Source organism: Paenibacillus sp. FSL R7-0189 (assembly GCF_037969925.1).
Lineage (GTDB): Bacteria > Bacillota > Bacilli > Paenibacillales > Paenibacillaceae > Paenibacillus_AQ > Paenibacillus_AQ odorifer.
Genome location: NZ_CP150223.1, coordinates 2465865 through 2480500 on the forward strand (window position 1 = coordinate 2465865; position 14636 = coordinate 2480500).

The following is a 14636-nucleotide window of genomic DNA, read 5'->3' on the forward strand; positions in this document are numbered from 1 at the left end:
TTTTCAATGTGTGAATTTTTTCTTTGTTTGAAGATAAAAAGAACATATTAATTTAAATTTGTGGAGGTAACACACATGCAAACAGGTACAGTTAAATGGTTCAACGCAGAAAAAGGATTCGGATTTATCGAAGTTGAAGGCGGAAGCGACGTATTCGTTCACTTCAGCGCAATCACTGGCGACGGCTTCAAAACTTTGGACGAAGGCCAACGCGTTGAATTCAACGTTGTTCAAGGCAACCGTGGACCACAAGCCGAAAACGTTGTAAAACTGTAATAATAGAAGAAACCGTCCCAGCTTGTGAAAGTTGGGACGGTCTTTTTATATCTAGTTACTCACTATTGACTTACAGGATGGGAGGAACGGCAATGAACTACCGGAAGAAACCTTTGGAAGAAATACCGGAAGAAAATACCGCAATTTGGGCATGTACCAATGAGGGATGCAACGGATGGATGAGGGATAATTTCGCATTTGAACATGCGCCTTCTTGCCGTCTATGTGACTCTCCAATGGTTCGCAGCACGAAGATGCTACCCCAATTGCTTAATTCGAATGGCGATCTCAAATCGCTGAAGAAGGGTATTTCCATCTAACCAATACCTAAATGAGTCAAGCATTTAATAGAACGACGAACCACTCAAGACGGGTAAACCGTCTTATTTTTTTTGCTTTCTTTGTGCTAAATTGTGATCTTTGTCACAAATCATTTGAATTTCACCGTTAAATGACTATCTTTATGTGACATTTATCACAAAAAGAAGCTTAAATTTTTGACAGAATATAATTAACGAAAAGGGGAGAAGGAAGGGACAAATATGGATACAGTAATGCTGTCGCGTATACAATTTGCGTCGACGACAATATTCCACTATTTCTTTGTACCGGTATCAATCGGACTAGCGCTCTTGATTGCAATCATGGAGACAATGTACGTTAGAAAAGGTAATGAAGAGTACAAAAAAATGGCGCAGTTCTGGGGAAAGCTATTCCTCATCAATTTTGCAGTAGGGGTAGTTACAGGGATATTGCAGGAATTTCAGTTCGGGATGAACTGGTCCGATTATTCACGTTTTGTTGGTGATGTATTCGGGGCTCCACTTGCAGTTGAGGCATTGGCAGCCTTTTTCCTGGAGTCTACTTTTATTGGGATATGGATATTCGGCTGGGATAAGGTATCCAAGCGAGTACATTTACTGTCCATCTGGCTGGTAGCATTCGGTACGATGTTATCTGCATTCTGGATTCTAGCGGCTAACTCTTTTATGCAGCATCCTGTGGGTTTTGAGATAAATAATGGACGTGCAGAAATGAATGATTTCTTCGCGCTTATTACGAACGGACAATTGCTGGTTGAATTCCCACATACAGTACTGGCTGCTTATGCAACAGGTGCTTTTCTTGTAACAGGTATTAGTGCTTATAAAATATTGAAGAAACAAGAGGTTTCTTTCTTTAAGAAGTCTTTTCAGATTGCAGCTATCGTAGGGATTATTTCTTCTATTGGTGTAGCTGTTGCTGGTCACGCCCAAGCGCAATATTTGGTTGAAACTCAACCAATGAAAATGGCAGCTTCCGAAGGACTGTGGGGTAAGAGTGGTGACCCGGCACCTTGGACCGTATGGGCAAACATTGATCCAGAGAATCAAATCAGTACTGGAGAATTTCAAATTCCTTATATGCTGAGTTTCCTTTCATACAGTAAATTTTCCGGTGAAGTTAAAGGTATGCTTGAGCTGCAAGCGGAGTATGAGCAAACCTATGGCCCCGGTGACTATATTCCACCTGTACGTACGACATTCTGGAGTTTCCGGATCATGGTTCTAGCAGGAACGTTAATGATTGTATTGGGAATGTACGCTATGTACTTAATGTGGCGCAAAAAAATGGACCGTCCGAACACTTGGTTTATGCGGTTCATGTTATGGGGCTTGTTGCTTCCTCCGATTGCGAATACAGCCGGTTGGGTTATGACCGAATTCGGGCGTCAGCCATGGACGGTATTCGGACTGATGACAACGGAAGACAGTGTGTCGCCTAATATTACAAGTGGTCAAGTTCTGTTCTCCGTGATTTCTTTTACAACGATTTATTTAATTCTAGGATTAGTGTTGGTCGGATTGTTTATTAAAGTGATTAAAAAAGGTCCTTATGCGATGGATAACGATCACGGCGATTCGAATGATCCATATAACGAGGAGGGTTCCCATGATATCTCTTAATGAATTGTGGTTTGTGCTGATTGCAGTTCTGTTTATAGGGTTCTTCTTCCTGGAGGGTTTCGATTTCGGCGTAGGGATGGAAACACAAATTCTCGCTAAAAATGATACAGAGCGCCGTGTTCTGATTAACTCGATCGGACCCTTCTGGGATGGGAATGAGGTATGGCTTATCACCGCTGCGGGTGCAATGTTTGCGGCTTTCCCGGAGTGGTATGCAACGCTGTTTAGTGGATTCTATATTCCTTTTGTATTTGCCTTATTAGCTCTGATAGCGCGTGGTGTCGCTTTTGAATTCAGAGGTAAACGTGATTCATTGGCTTGGAAAAGAACTTGGGATGCCTGTATCTTTATCGGCAGCTTCCTTCCACCATTCCTCTTGGCTGTAGTGTTTGCAAGCTTTATCAAAGGGTTGCCTATTGATGGGGATATGCAAATGTATGCAGGGTTCACAGATATCGTGAATGTGTACACTGTAGTAGCAGGGCTTACTGTTGTCCTTCTGTGCCTGGTGCATGGTCTCATGTTCACAACGCTGCGTACAGTGGGTGATCTACAGGCTCGCGCTCGCAAGTTGGCACAAAAATTGCTGATACCACTCGCAGCTTTATTTACTGCTTTTGTGATTATGACTTATAATATGACGGATATTTTCGAGCAACGTGGAACGGTTCTTATGATTATTGTAGCCCTGGGAGTTATCGCCTTTGTACTGTCCGGTTACTTCATGACGAAGAAGAAGGACGGCTACGCTTTTGGAATGACAGGAGCGGTAATGGCGCTTTCGGTAACTTCTATCTTTGTAGGATTGTTCCCGCGTGTTATGATTAGTTCAATTGATCAAGCTTTTAATTTGACGATCACTAATGCGGCTTCGGGCCATTACTCTTTGAAGGTAATGACGATTGTGGCACTGACCATCCTTCCGTTCGTATTGGGATATCAAATTTGGAGTTACTTTGTCTTTCATAAACGGGTTCACGAGAAGGAGCATCTTGAATACTAATGGATAAAAACTTGCTTGGGTATAAAGGAGTTAAGCCAGTCTTTCTGATTGTAGGCTTCCTTACCCTGGTGCAAAGCTTGTCCATACTTCTGCTGGCTAAATCGCTGGCAGAAGTAATCTCTGCGCTATTTGCGGGAGAACCTCTGAAGGAACAATGGGGCACTGCGCTATTGTTCCTTCTTGCATTTCTTGTGCGCCATGCTTGTGCTATGCTGATGAGCCGTGTCTCTTACCGCTTCGCGGAAGCAACGGGCAGCACTATGCGGAGGGAAATGATGGACAAGCTCTTCCAGCTTGGCCCTAGAATGGTGGGCGGGCGTGGAACCGGGGATCTTGTTACACTAGTGCTGGAAGGCGTAACTAAATTCCGCACGTATCTGGAAGCAATCATTCCTAGAATGGTAGGGATGTCTGTTACACCGGTCTTGGTGCTTATTTACGTCTTTACGATGGACACTACGAGCGGGATTATTCTTACGGTAACTATGCCGATTATTATTGTTTTTATGATTTTGATTGGGATGACGGCCCGTAAGCAAATGGATCGGCAATTGAAATCATATCGCACATTATCTAATCATTTCGTAGACTCACTACGTGGACTAGAAACATTAAAATTTCTAGGGCGCAGTCGTGGTCATAGCGACAGCATTGCTACGGTCAGCGATCGTTATCGCTCGGCGACCATGCGTACGCTGCGAGTGGCCTTTTTGTCATCGTTCGCCCTGGATTTCTTCACTATGCTGTCTGTAGCTTCTGTAGCGGTAAGTCTTGGTTTGCGGCTTGTAAATGAACAAATGACATTGGTTACGGGCTTAACGATTCTAATCTTGGCTCCGGAATATTTCCTGCCTGTCAGATTGGTGGGTTCAGATTTCCATGCTACTTTGGATGGGAAAGAAGCCGCTGAAGCAATGAAGAGCATTATAGATCAAGATGAGGTGAAGGCTGAAGTAATCGGCCCTAACGGTAATCTATCTGTCGGTTCTGCAGCAAAAACATCGGAACAAATATTCACTTGGCATGAGAATAGCGTGCTCACATTAAATGACGTTAGCGTGAAGTATGAGGAAGCAGGGCTTTCTTCGCTGGAAGCGCTGAACCTGCAATTTAAAGGAGCTAGCAAAATTGGGATTATCGGAGAGAGCGGGGCCGGTAAATCTACTTTAGTGGATATATTAGGGGGCTTCTTACACCCTACCTCAGGAAGTATCACGGTTAACAGTACAACGGTTAGTGCATTAACGGATGAGGCTTGGCGAAAACAGACCTCATATATCCCGCAGCGTCCGTATATTTTTAGCGGCACGTTAGCGGATAATATACGTTTTTATTACCCTGAGGCTTCTATGGAAGCTGTTGCCGCGGCAGTGAAAGCTACTGGTTTATCGGGGCTGGTGGATACACTTCCGCATGGCTTAGATGAGATGATTGGTGGCGGCGGCCGTTCGTTCAGCGGTGGCCAGGAGCAACGGGTGGCATTAGCCCGGGCACTGCTTAGCAGCCGTCCAATTATGCTTCTAGATGAGCCAACGGCGCATCTGGATATTGAAACGGAATATGAGTTGAAGGAGACGATGGTGCCCCTTTTTGAAGGAAAGCTGGTCTTTCTGGCTACCCATCGCCTGCACTGGATGCTAGATATGGACATTATTGTAGTAATGAAGCAAGGCCAAGTGGCAGAAATCGGTACCCATCAGGAGTTACTTGCCCGCAAGGGTGCGTATTATGAGTTGATTGGGTCGCAATTGGAGGGAATCCATTGAAACGTGAAGGATGGTTTGCTCCCTATGTATCGTCGTATTTTTGGCGTTTTGTGCTAATTATTGTGCTTGGGGCGTTGACGATATTTACAGCCTCTTCATTGATGTATACTTCAGGATTTCTGATCTCAAAAGCGTCTACACCGGTCGAAAATATCCTGATGATCTACGTGCCGATTGTTGGTGTACGTACGTTCGGAACAAGCCGAGCAGTCATTCACTACGTGGAACGGCTGATTGGGCATGACACCATTTTACGGATTCTTTCTAAAATGCGTGTGCGCCTGTACAATATTTTGGAGCCACAGGCCTTGTTCCTGTCGTCGCGTTTCCGTACTGGGGATATTCTCGGGATGTTAGCTGATGACATCGAATATTTGCAAAATGTATATCTGAGAACTGTATTTCCAAGTGTTATTGCTTTATTGATCTACGGGGTTGCGGTGATTGCGTTGGGCACCTTTGATATCGGTTTTGCGTTATTAATGGCTTTGTATATTTTGGTGTTGGTCGTGGTATTGCCGCTTATCTCTTTGTTGTTCACCCAGAAACGTCAACGTGAAGTGAAGGTAGAGCGTAATCGCCTCTATCAAAAGCTGACTGACGCCGTTCTCGGTATGGGCGATTGGGTCATTAGTGGACGGCAAAGCCAGTTCGTGGAGACCTATGAAGCAGTTGAGAAAAAAGTAGCCAAAACGGATGCAGCGCTGCGCAGCTGGGCGCGTCTACGTGCGTTCATCGGGCAAGCAGTTGTTGGAGTTGGCGTGCTTTCAATGTTATATTGGGCCGCCGGGGAGTATGCGGATGGTGCTATTGCAGGTACGTTGATTGCGGCGTTTGTATTGGTTGTTTTTCCTGTGGCAGATGCTTTTTTGCCAGTATCCGAAGCTGTGGAGAAAATCCCGCAGTACCGTAACTCGCTGGAGCGGTTGTCTGGAGTGGTTGGAGAAGAGCAGAATATAGTTTCCGAACAGGCATCTGTAGTCGATGTTCTACCTCAGGCCATAAAAAGTGCTCATATCCAGCTCGAAAATGTGGGTTACCGCTATGGATCAGACGATAACTGGTCGGTTCGTGATCTCAGCCTCGACATCCCACAAGGCAAAAAAATTGCCATCATCGGCCGTAGTGGGGCAGGGAAATCGACGTTGTTAAAGGCTATTCAAGGGGTTATCCAACCTTCTGCAGGTTCGGCTATGATTAATGGAATCGCGGCGGCTGCCTATGGCGATAATATTCCTTCTATTATTGCGGTGCTAAATCAAAGCCCACACTTATTTGATACTACGGTAGCGAACAATATTCGCATGGGTGATCCGAAGGCTTCCGAACAAGCGATTAAAGAAGCTGGCGCATTAGCCAAAATGGATACGCTGATCTCCTCGTTACCAGAGGGATACAATACCTTTGTCCGTGAAGCGGGGCAACGTTTCTCCGGTGGAGAGCGTCAGCGGATAGCGTTAGCGCGTATTTTGCTGCAAAATACACCTGTCGTCATTCTTGACGAACCGACCGTAGGGCTGGACCCAAGCACGGAACGTAATCTTTTGCAGACGATGTTTGAAGCTATGGACGGTAAATCTCTGATCTGGGTAACGCATCATTTGGTTGGTGCAGAGCAGATGGATGAAGTGATTTTTATGGAAAATGGCTCGGTAGAAATGCGTGGAACCCATGCGGAGCTGATGGAAAAAGAACCACGTTACCGCAGATTGTATGAGCTGGATCGTCCAGTGGAGTTTCTAGGGTAAGATGGAGAGTTGGTAGATAACATTTATAGAAATTAGAGAGATATTAGTGAAGAGATTCCTTTTGCCCGTTTGGGGTGAGAGGAATCTTTTTTTTCGGTAGGGCAAGAATATAGACAATGGATGAACAGATTGCTGGAATGGATAGATAGGAGTTCCATTTTCGTGGGAAGTATGGTAGAACAATAGAAGGAGTATAGGCCGCAGCGGCACAGAAAGGGATGCTTGGTTGAATGTATGTAGTATGTAAAGAACATGTAGAGTTAGCCATCGACAAATTTGTGGACGAGTATGAGGATGCACCTGATATTGTGGACTTGAAGGAGACCGAGTTCTCGGACTGGGACCCGCCGGCCAAATGTGCGGAATGTGAGAAGAATGCGGAATATTTAGTGGTCTAAAGGACTGTTAAAATTTATTAAAAACACCTTGCAGTCCCGGAAATGGGCCGCAGGGTGTTTTTTTGCATGAAATAATATATGTGTTAGCCGATTAGGTCTTATGCATCTGCTGCATCTACTATGTCGGTCAGCGAGCTACTTCGGTTGCCTCGGCGGTAGAGAATAGCTGAGATGATGGCGATCAATGCTGCAATAGAGAGTCCCCAGTAGATATTGGAGTAGGCTGCAGAAAGCGGCAGTCCGCGCTGCCATTCTAGTGCGCTTGCGGCCATAGCCACGCTGAAGGCGCCGCTAAAGAATTGCAGCAGCTGGAACAGGCCCATCCCGGAGCCAATTTGTGAAGAAGGCAGAATCCGAGAGATTTCATTGGATACACTACTGGACAGTGTCGTGAAGGCCAGACTCATAATCATATAGATGAACATGACGGCAATCCATGACCGCCCAGCAAAGAAAGCGAATAGGATGGTAGCGGTCAATACGAGCAATGGTGCAAAACGCAAAATCCCCGCATTGCCATAACGGTCAATGATTCGCCCGACGGAGCGGGAGACAAAGATGGCGAGTAGCGAACCCGGAAAGATCACAAGCCCGGCATGGCTTGCGCTGAAGCCGAAACGGTGAGTCAGAATCTGCGGCAGCAGGAATAACGTGGCAAAGCTGCATAGGTAGGAGGCAACTCCGATCAGAGCCAACACGAGATATGAGCGGTTACGGAAAAGCTCCGGCATCACGAATGGATCAGGTGTGCTGCGGATACGGCCAACAAATAAAGCAATGGCGACAATTCCGGCGATCAAGGCAATCCACAGCCCGCTGGTCAGGAACAGCAGCAGCCCGGTCGTGCCGACGCCCAAGAACAGCCCACCAAGCACATCAAAGGAGCCACGGGTGGGTACTTCTTTGGGCAGCAGGATAAGGAACAGCGGCACTAGAAGCAGAATAGCTGCCGTTACAGAGAATAGCCAAATCCAGCCAAGATATTCGACGATGGCTCCGCCCGCGACCGGCCCAAGCCCTAGACCCAGCGAGACGGCTGACATAATTGTCGCCATTGCTTTGCCGCGGCGAGCTTGCGGGATATAGCGGGTAAACAGGACAAGCGACAAGGACATTACTGCGCCCGCGCCTGAGGCCTGGAGAATGCGTACGATAAGCAGGAAGATAAAGTTGGTGCTGAAAAAGCCGGCAACAGCCGCGAGGCCCAGCGTCAACAAGCCTATAACCAACAGACGGCGAATCGGCAGAAAATCAGAAAGCCGGCTGTACGTGATTGAGGCAATCGAGAACATAATGGAATACCCGGTGACAATCCAAGAAGCGGACGCAGCCGTAATCCCGAAGGCTTCGGTCACATCAGGCAGCGCCAGATTGAACATAGCCGTATTCATGATGACGAGAACCACAGCGACACTGAACAGCAGGGTCAGCAGGCCTTCTCGTGGAAGAGGCGCTTCCGGAACGGAGGCTTCATGATCCGCATTCGCGGAGAGGTTATTTACAGAAGTCATGTGCGAAGCACTCCTTTTATTATTGTTTAATAGTTCGATTACTTACGAACAATTGAAATATAGCATGCGTTGATATAAAATGCAATTAGGAACACCAATATTTTTTTCGCATTCATCGTACGACAAAAGGGGATAATCATCCGTGAAAATACTATTTCATCCGGACCGCAAGGACATTCAGCTTGCCTCCGTATTGTATGCACTCAGCGATCCGATTCGCTTACATATCGTATCGGATATTCACTTAAATGGAGAACAGGCTTGCAACGGCTTCAACGTCCCGATCGCAAAATCCACTATGTCTCACCATGCCCGTACTTTGCGCGAGTCAGGAGTTGTTTTTACACGAGTTCAAGGAACACAGCGCATGTTGTCCCTGCGGACTGAGGATCTTAATGCACGTTTCCCAGGCTTGCTGGACTCTATATTGAGCGCTTATGAAGCTGGGGGGAAACCGGATTTTTTGATGGAGGAGCAGGAAGAAAGTAAGTAGGGATGGATTGAACCTGCTGAGGACGAGGAATACATGAAATTCTAGATTCAGGCAATCTAGGAATACGTGGGATCAGGAGATCCATAGATTGCATGAAAAATAGGACATTTAGGGACTGCGCAAGAGTAGGCCGTTTTAATTGTCGTTTCTTTTCCACCAAATATGTGATAGAACAGAAGGTACTTACTAAAACTACAAGGGACGCCCAGTGCGCGTCCTTTTGCTATTTCTATAGAGGATTATGACAGGAGGCACTTATGCTTATTCAAATTATTGGCGTAGGAAAATTGAAGGAAAAGTACTTGATCGATGGCATCGCGGAGTATGTAAAACGGCTGACACCATACCTGAAGTTTCAGGTCATTGAGGTGGCAGATGAAAAAGCACCCGATTCTCTAAGCGAAGCAGAGGTCGTGCAGGTAAAGGGACGCGAGGGCGAACGCATCCTCGCGCAGATTAAGAGCGAGGCGCATGTCATTGCGCTCGCGATCGACGGCAAGCTGTGGAGCTCGGAAGAGCTTGCCGCAGAAATTGACCGGCTCGGCACCTACGGGACGAGCCATGTCGTGTTCGTCATCGGAGGGAGCCACGGGCTCTCCGACGAGGTCATGCGCCGCGCGCAGCAACGCATGAGCTTCGGGCGCATGACGCTGCCTCATCAGCTCATGCGCCTGGTGCTGGTGGAGCAGGTGTATCGCGCGGTGAAGATCAATCGGGGGGAACCGTATCATAAATAGGGCGAAATTTGTGGTCATACATGTCTACAGGACGAGAGAAATTGTACGCTAATATTAGGTAAGATTCAATAAATGGCGTCCCTCTGCACTGGCTCAAGGAGCAAACGCGGCAGGGGCGTTTTTCGTTTATCTAGATTATAACGCCACATAAGACTATTATAAATTTTATGTTGCTTAAATAATCTTGTGTTGCTATTTTTGCTTAAATGATTTATCATGAAAATACACACACAGGAATAAATGGATTAAATAATTGAAAGGGGATGGGGTTTTGCGAATTTTGAAGCTGGCAAACGTGTATAAGGAATGGAATGCTGAAAATCAAGGTGCTTCACAGATGGATAGAGTGGTTGCTCGAGCACTCCTAGCTACGAATGATGTATCTACGACACTTTTTATTACAGAGGCTTCGTTTGATGATGTTAGTCGTATTTACAGCACATTAGAGCAAGTTCGGCCTTCAGTTGACACTGAAAATATTATAAATGCAGATGAAGAACTTTCTAAACAAGAGGAGGAACAATTTTTGATTAAAGATGTGGAGGACTCCAGTTCAAAAAAGCGCACTGATAGGAAGAAGGCTGTTGGCTACGTAATAAGTAACATCGTGAAGAATAATCAAGGCGCTAAAGTCGTTAAGGTTCGTTATAGTACTATGGAGGTGCAACTTCCAGATAATCGACGTGTAAACGTAAAAGTTGGCCTATCAAGAGACTATAATGACGCAAGCTACAATCCGCACTCGTGGCATAAGGAAGATGACCAGAATATTACTCAATTTGATTATCATATATACTTAGTTGAAAACGGGGACTCCTATAGAGGGCTTATTTTTAATACTAACGAACTGCAGCAACACCTGAGCAAAAAGTCATATAATGGTCATTTCGCAAACTACTATTTCCACTGGAATCCAAATGGAAGCGTGACGGACGAACGTGACATAACAACACCTATAGATGTTACCAATTATGATGTCGAAAAAATTCAATGGCAATTTAAATAGAGTTGACATTATAGTTCAAATTCAAGACGACGCTTCATGGAAGGGGCTTTTCCGGACAAAGGAAAAGCCCCTTCCGCCATATTGTCAGCAGAAGGGGCTACGCTTAAAAAATGCTTTTCAGTCTCCTCATTGAAAGCCAGTTCTACGCTACCGACACGCTTCGTATCGTCCAGAGTGATCTTCTTCACTATCAGGTGCATAAGGGTCTTACGTTGCGGAAACGGTGAGCGATTGAGTAGGGTGTTGAACCTCTCCATCAGGGATTGAACAAGATCATAGGAGATAGGGTCAGCCTGGTCATCCCTTAGCTCCAATTCGAGCTTTGATCTGCGGGTGAGTTCGGCTTCGAGATCTCTATTCAAGTCGGCCAGGCGTTCCGAAAATAGGTCTCGTCCTATCTCGTCCATCTCGTAGAGTCCAAGGTATTTACGTTTCTTTACCTCCAGACTGTCGATCCTAGCCTGTACTCCTGCCAGTTCATCTCGTAGAGGCTTGATACGTCCCAACCTGTGCTCATTGACGCTGCGGACGATTTTTTTGAGGATGTGGGTGTTTGTGACCGCCTCCTGAATGCGTTCCGTCACCGCCTTCTCGGCCTCATCCTTGCGGACGCTGTTGGCGTGACAAACAGAGCTTCCCTGACTACGGAAACGTCCGCAGGAATAGTACATACGTACAATTTTTGTTCCGTCCTTTGCCCGGTTTACGGTGCGGCTCGCGGTCATTGCCGCGCCGCATTCGGGACAGTGGATGAGTCCAGTCAACAGGTACTCACCCTCGAAGCGCTTCTTTGGCATGGTACTTTTCTTTTGCCGCAAAAGCTGCACTTTCTCCCACAGCTCATCTGACACAATTGCTGGATGATGGCCCTCCACAAGAATAAGTTCCGAAGTTTTTCCTTTACGCCGTTTTTCCGCCCAATTCTCGTAACGGTTGTAGCGGATTTTTCCCACGAACATTGGATTGTCAAGAATGTCCCGGATGGAACAGGTAGAGAAAGGTTTGCCAGTCCTCGTTTTGTAGCCCCGATGATTCAAGTCGTTGGCGATTGCTTTCAGGCCTTGACCGGCAGCGTACTGCTCAAAAAGATGTCGAACCAATGTTGCCTCTTCCTCGATGATGACAATTTTGGACTCTCTTCCACGTACATCAATTTTGACGCTCCGGTAGCCAAGAGGCAGCTTTCCATTATGCTTGCCAGTCCTCGCACGTTGCTTGTGTCCCATCTTGACGTTATCAACGATTGTGTTCCTCTCAAGTTCTCCCACCGCACCCATCATCTGTAAAGCGAATTTACCCATAGACGTACTTGTATCAAAATTCTCGGAAAATGAGCGAAAGGAAACGTTGTTTTTTTCCAGCAGATCAACAATGTGTATCAAGTCGATATTTTTACGCGCCATCCGGTTAAACTTCCAGACAATGACTTCATCTATTATACCTTTTTCTGCATCCTGAAGAAGTTTTTGTAATTCATAGCGACCCTTCATGCTCTTTCCACTGACGCCCCGGTCCACGTATTCGCCTACAATCACTCTGCTGTAGAGTTCACAATATTTGCGCAGGGTATCAAGCTGGGCATCAATAGAGTAGCCGAATTCGGCCTGGTCCTCCGTGCTGACGCGGGCATAGATGGCAACTCTAACGGGTTGGTTCATGGTTGCTTGTCCCCCTAATTGAAATCGGCGGAATCACTAGGTTCAGCAAGGCTGCAGTTCCCTGGATGCTTGCCTTAGTGATGTCTCTATCATGCGGGATTTCTATTTTAACGATAAGACTTCGGTAAAGTTTCCGCTGCTGATCGGGCGCAGCGCTTAGCAGTAGCGGACGAAATCTGGCCAGTGCTTGTCGAATGCTCGCTGCAGGAATTGTACGCTCGGGCTGGCTGGATACAGATCGCTCTAACTGAGCTTGCTCGTCCTCCAAAGGAGCAGATTCTGAGGTAATCTCATTAAGTCTTTTTTTGAGTTCCAGGGCATCCATATGTCCGTCCTCAAATAGCTCGTAGCAGCGGAGGCTGCGTTTCTTTAGAGATGCGAGTTGGCCCTCAATTTGTACTATTTTCTTTTTTATAGGGAGCAGTTTCTTATCTCGCCTGTGGTTGATTTCAATAATTAACCGTTCAGCAACAGTAGGGTGGGTTATGAAATGCTGGAGTTGAGACTGCACCCAGACTTCAGCTTCATTTGCCCGGATATGATTAGGGGAACAAACTGTACTTCCACCTGAGTTGTAGCGACAGCAAATATAATAGAAGCTCATAGCATCTGTACCGCTCTTTCGTTTACGGCGTACATGTGATGGAATCATGCTGCTCCCGCAGGTCGGGCATTTGAGCAGTCCAGCGAGTGGGAAATACCGAACAATTTGCTTGGTTGATGGGCTCGATTGTCCGGCAAGCCTTTGCTGTACTTGCTCCCAAAGCTCTGAGGGGACGATAGGTTCGTGTTCTCCGTCCACTATTTTTCTAATATCGTTTTCGTCCGTGTAGGTGACCTGGCCGATGTAGTTTACATTTGTCAGAATGCCTCGTACCGCGATGCTATAGAAGGACTTACCTCTTTTGGTTTTGTATCCTGCACTGTTCAGTCGGTTAGCAATAGCTTTCAGGCCGAGACCACTGACGTACATTTTGAAAATGGAGACGACCTGCTTTGCTTCCTCCGCTATGATCTCCACGTAGGAAAGGTAAGGATTGTCGGAATGGGTCACCCAGCGGTATCCGAGGACCTGATTGCCGCTGTTCCACCTGCCAAGCCTATTGCGCCGCTGCATGCTGTGACGTACGTTCTGTGCAATCTGCCGTCTTTCATGTTCGGCCACTGCCCCGGACATCTGAAGGGCAAACTTTCCCATCGGCGTGTCCGCTTGGAACTCCTCCGTAAGACTGCGTAGGGCAATCCCTTGCCTTTCCAGCAGCTCAACGATGTGCAAGAGGTCCGCAAGCTTGCGGGACAGCCGATTCAGCCGCAGGCACAAGACTTGCTGGAAGCATCCACTACGGGCGTCTTCCAGAAGTTGGAATAGTGCCGGTCGGCCTTCAATGGACTTAGCTGAGCGGCCTGCGTCGATATAGATCTTGTGGACCCCAATCTGTACCCTATGACAGTGATCGAGAAGGGCTGTCCGCTGGGCATCCAGGCTAAAACCTTCAACCTGCTCTTCTGTCGAAACCCGAATGTAAAGGGCGGCTATTTGTTGTTTATAATTCATGCCGGTTCCCTTACGCAACGATTCGAGCTTCGATGCCTAAACCTTCAAGATATCTTAGCCAGAATGCTCCTCGCTGCTGCCGCTCCTGTTCGACATCGAGGTATTGACAGATCATATCGGCAAGGATGTCGATGAACAACTCTTGCTCGCTTGGTTCTATAATTGTGTGCATAAATAGTTCCTCCTGATGTTATGGTTTTCAGTATTCTTCAGGCAGCATAATGATGGCATGAGTAGCCTCGTCGACTATCCAAACGGTGAGATTAATAGGATTAGGAATATACTTCAGCATGTATTTAGTTCGTCTTTTTGGTTGTTCCTGTCTGTGAACGACATATTGCAGCTTTTGGCCATTAGCCTCGCGTACTGACAATTCGAAGATTTGCAGGTAGTCCATCTCCAGGCCCTGTTCCAACTGAGCATCAACAAAATCAAACAAAAGGTACGGCAATTCAAGGGGAAGACTATCCCGGATTCCTTTGGTTGCTCCACGTGGAGCGAAGGCAAGTTTTGGCATCGCTTTGCGAGTCTCCTTTCTA

At 46.7% G+C, this 14636-nt stretch carries 15 protein-coding genes; 10 read left to right on the top strand and 5 right to left on the bottom strand.

Translation table 11 applies throughout. From position 1 onward, the window contains the following. Positions 1–75 precede the first annotated feature (75 nt). From MKY63_RS10655 to MKY63_RS10685, 7 genes are all read left to right on the top strand, one after another. Positions 76–276: a cold-shock protein gene (locus MKY63_RS10655; RefSeq protein ID WP_019914582.1), complete on the top strand. Its 201-nt coding sequence runs from the start codon at positions 76–78 to the stop codon at positions 274–276. A gap of 92 nt (positions 277–368) precedes the next feature. Continuing rightward, the gene (locus MKY63_RS10660) at positions 369–596 is read left to right on the top strand and encodes a cold-shock protein (RefSeq protein WP_036677829.1); all 228 of its coding nucleotides are present in this window, start codon (positions 369–371) and stop codon (positions 594–596) included. A 222-nt stretch (positions 597–818) separates the two neighbouring features. After that, complete coding sequence (locus MKY63_RS10665; protein WP_036677831.1) at positions 819–2222, top strand: cytochrome ubiquinol oxidase subunit I; 1404 nt, start codon at positions 819–821, stop codon at positions 2220–2222. Further along, entirely contained in the window at positions 2209–3225 is a 1017-nt protein-coding gene (cydB, locus tag MKY63_RS10670) for a cytochrome d ubiquinol oxidase subunit II (RefSeq protein ID WP_038573947.1), read from the top strand. Before MKY63_RS10665 ends, cydB begins: the two co-directional genes overlap by 14 nt. Next, positions 3225–4991 (top strand): thiol reductant ABC exporter subunit CydD, encoded by a 1767-nt coding sequence (cydD, locus tag MKY63_RS10675; protein ID WP_076105176.1) that lies wholly within the window; start codon positions 3225–3227, stop codon positions 4989–4991. Before cydB ends, cydD begins: the two co-directional genes overlap by 1 nt. Beyond that, the gene (gene cydC / locus MKY63_RS10680) at positions 4988–6739 is read left to right on the top strand and encodes a thiol reductant ABC exporter subunit CydC (RefSeq protein WP_339812745.1); all 1752 of its coding nucleotides are present in this window, start codon (positions 4988–4990) and stop codon (positions 6737–6739) included. Before cydD ends, cydC begins: the two co-directional genes overlap by 4 nt. Before the next feature lie 230 nt (positions 6740–6969). After that, positions 6970–7137: a CxxH/CxxC protein gene (locus MKY63_RS10685; RefSeq protein ID WP_063829780.1), complete on the top strand. Its 168-nt coding sequence runs from the start codon at positions 6970–6972 to the stop codon at positions 7135–7137. Positions 7138–7235: 98 nt separating this feature from the next. Here MKY63_RS10685 and MKY63_RS10690 read toward each other — a convergent pair whose 3' ends face one another. After that, entirely contained in the window at positions 7236–8648 is a 1413-nt protein-coding gene (locus MKY63_RS10690) for an MFS transporter (RefSeq protein WP_038573941.1), read from the bottom strand. A 142-nt stretch (positions 8649–8790) separates the two neighbouring features. Between MKY63_RS10690 and MKY63_RS10695 the strand changes: the two genes are divergently transcribed. The 3 genes from MKY63_RS10695 to MKY63_RS10705 all read left to right on the top strand — a co-directional run bounded on the left by MKY63_RS10695 (position 8791) and on the right by MKY63_RS10705 (position 10884). Continuing rightward, the gene (locus MKY63_RS10695; protein WP_076296971.1) at positions 8791–9141 is read left to right on the top strand and encodes a helix-turn-helix transcriptional regulator; all 351 of its coding nucleotides are present in this window, start codon (positions 8791–8793) and stop codon (positions 9139–9141) included. Positions 9142–9398: 257 nt separating this feature from the next. Further along, the gene (gene rlmH / locus MKY63_RS10700) at positions 9399–9878 is read left to right on the top strand and encodes a 23S rRNA (pseudouridine(1915)-N(3))-methyltransferase RlmH (RefSeq protein WP_339812748.1); all 480 of its coding nucleotides are present in this window, start codon (positions 9399–9401) and stop codon (positions 9876–9878) included. A 271-nt stretch (positions 9879–10149) separates the two neighbouring features. Continuing rightward, positions 10150–10884: a hypothetical protein gene (locus tag MKY63_RS10705; protein ID WP_339812750.1), complete on the top strand. Its 735-nt coding sequence runs from the start codon at positions 10150–10152 to the stop codon at positions 10882–10884. An 8-nt stretch (positions 10885–10892) separates the two neighbouring features. Here MKY63_RS10705 and MKY63_RS10710 read toward each other — a convergent pair whose 3' ends face one another. Genes MKY63_RS10710 through MKY63_RS10725 form a run of 4 tightly spaced genes read right to left on the bottom strand, consistent with a single transcriptional unit; the run spans position 10893 to position 14614 of the window. After that, a complete protein-coding gene (locus MKY63_RS10710; RefSeq protein WP_339812754.1) occupies positions 10893–12542 on the bottom strand; it encodes a recombinase family protein in 1650 nt (549 codons plus the stop codon). Further along, on the bottom strand, positions 12526–14097 hold the full coding sequence (locus tag MKY63_RS10715; RefSeq protein WP_339812756.1) for a recombinase family protein: 1572 nt from the start codon (positions 14095–14097) through the stop codon (positions 12526–12528). Before MKY63_RS10715 ends, MKY63_RS10710 begins: the two co-directional genes overlap by 17 nt. Before the next feature lie 10 nt (positions 14098–14107). Then, positions 14108–14269, bottom strand: a complete 162-nt coding sequence (locus MKY63_RS10720) for a hypothetical protein (RefSeq protein ID WP_339812760.1) — start codon at positions 14267–14269, stop codon at positions 14108–14110. Between the two features lie 27 nt (positions 14270–14296). Then, on the bottom strand, positions 14297–14614 hold the full coding sequence (locus MKY63_RS10725; protein WP_339812762.1) for a DUF960 family protein: 318 nt from the start codon (positions 14612–14614) through the stop codon (positions 14297–14299). Between the last annotated feature and the right edge of the window lie 22 nt (positions 14615–14636).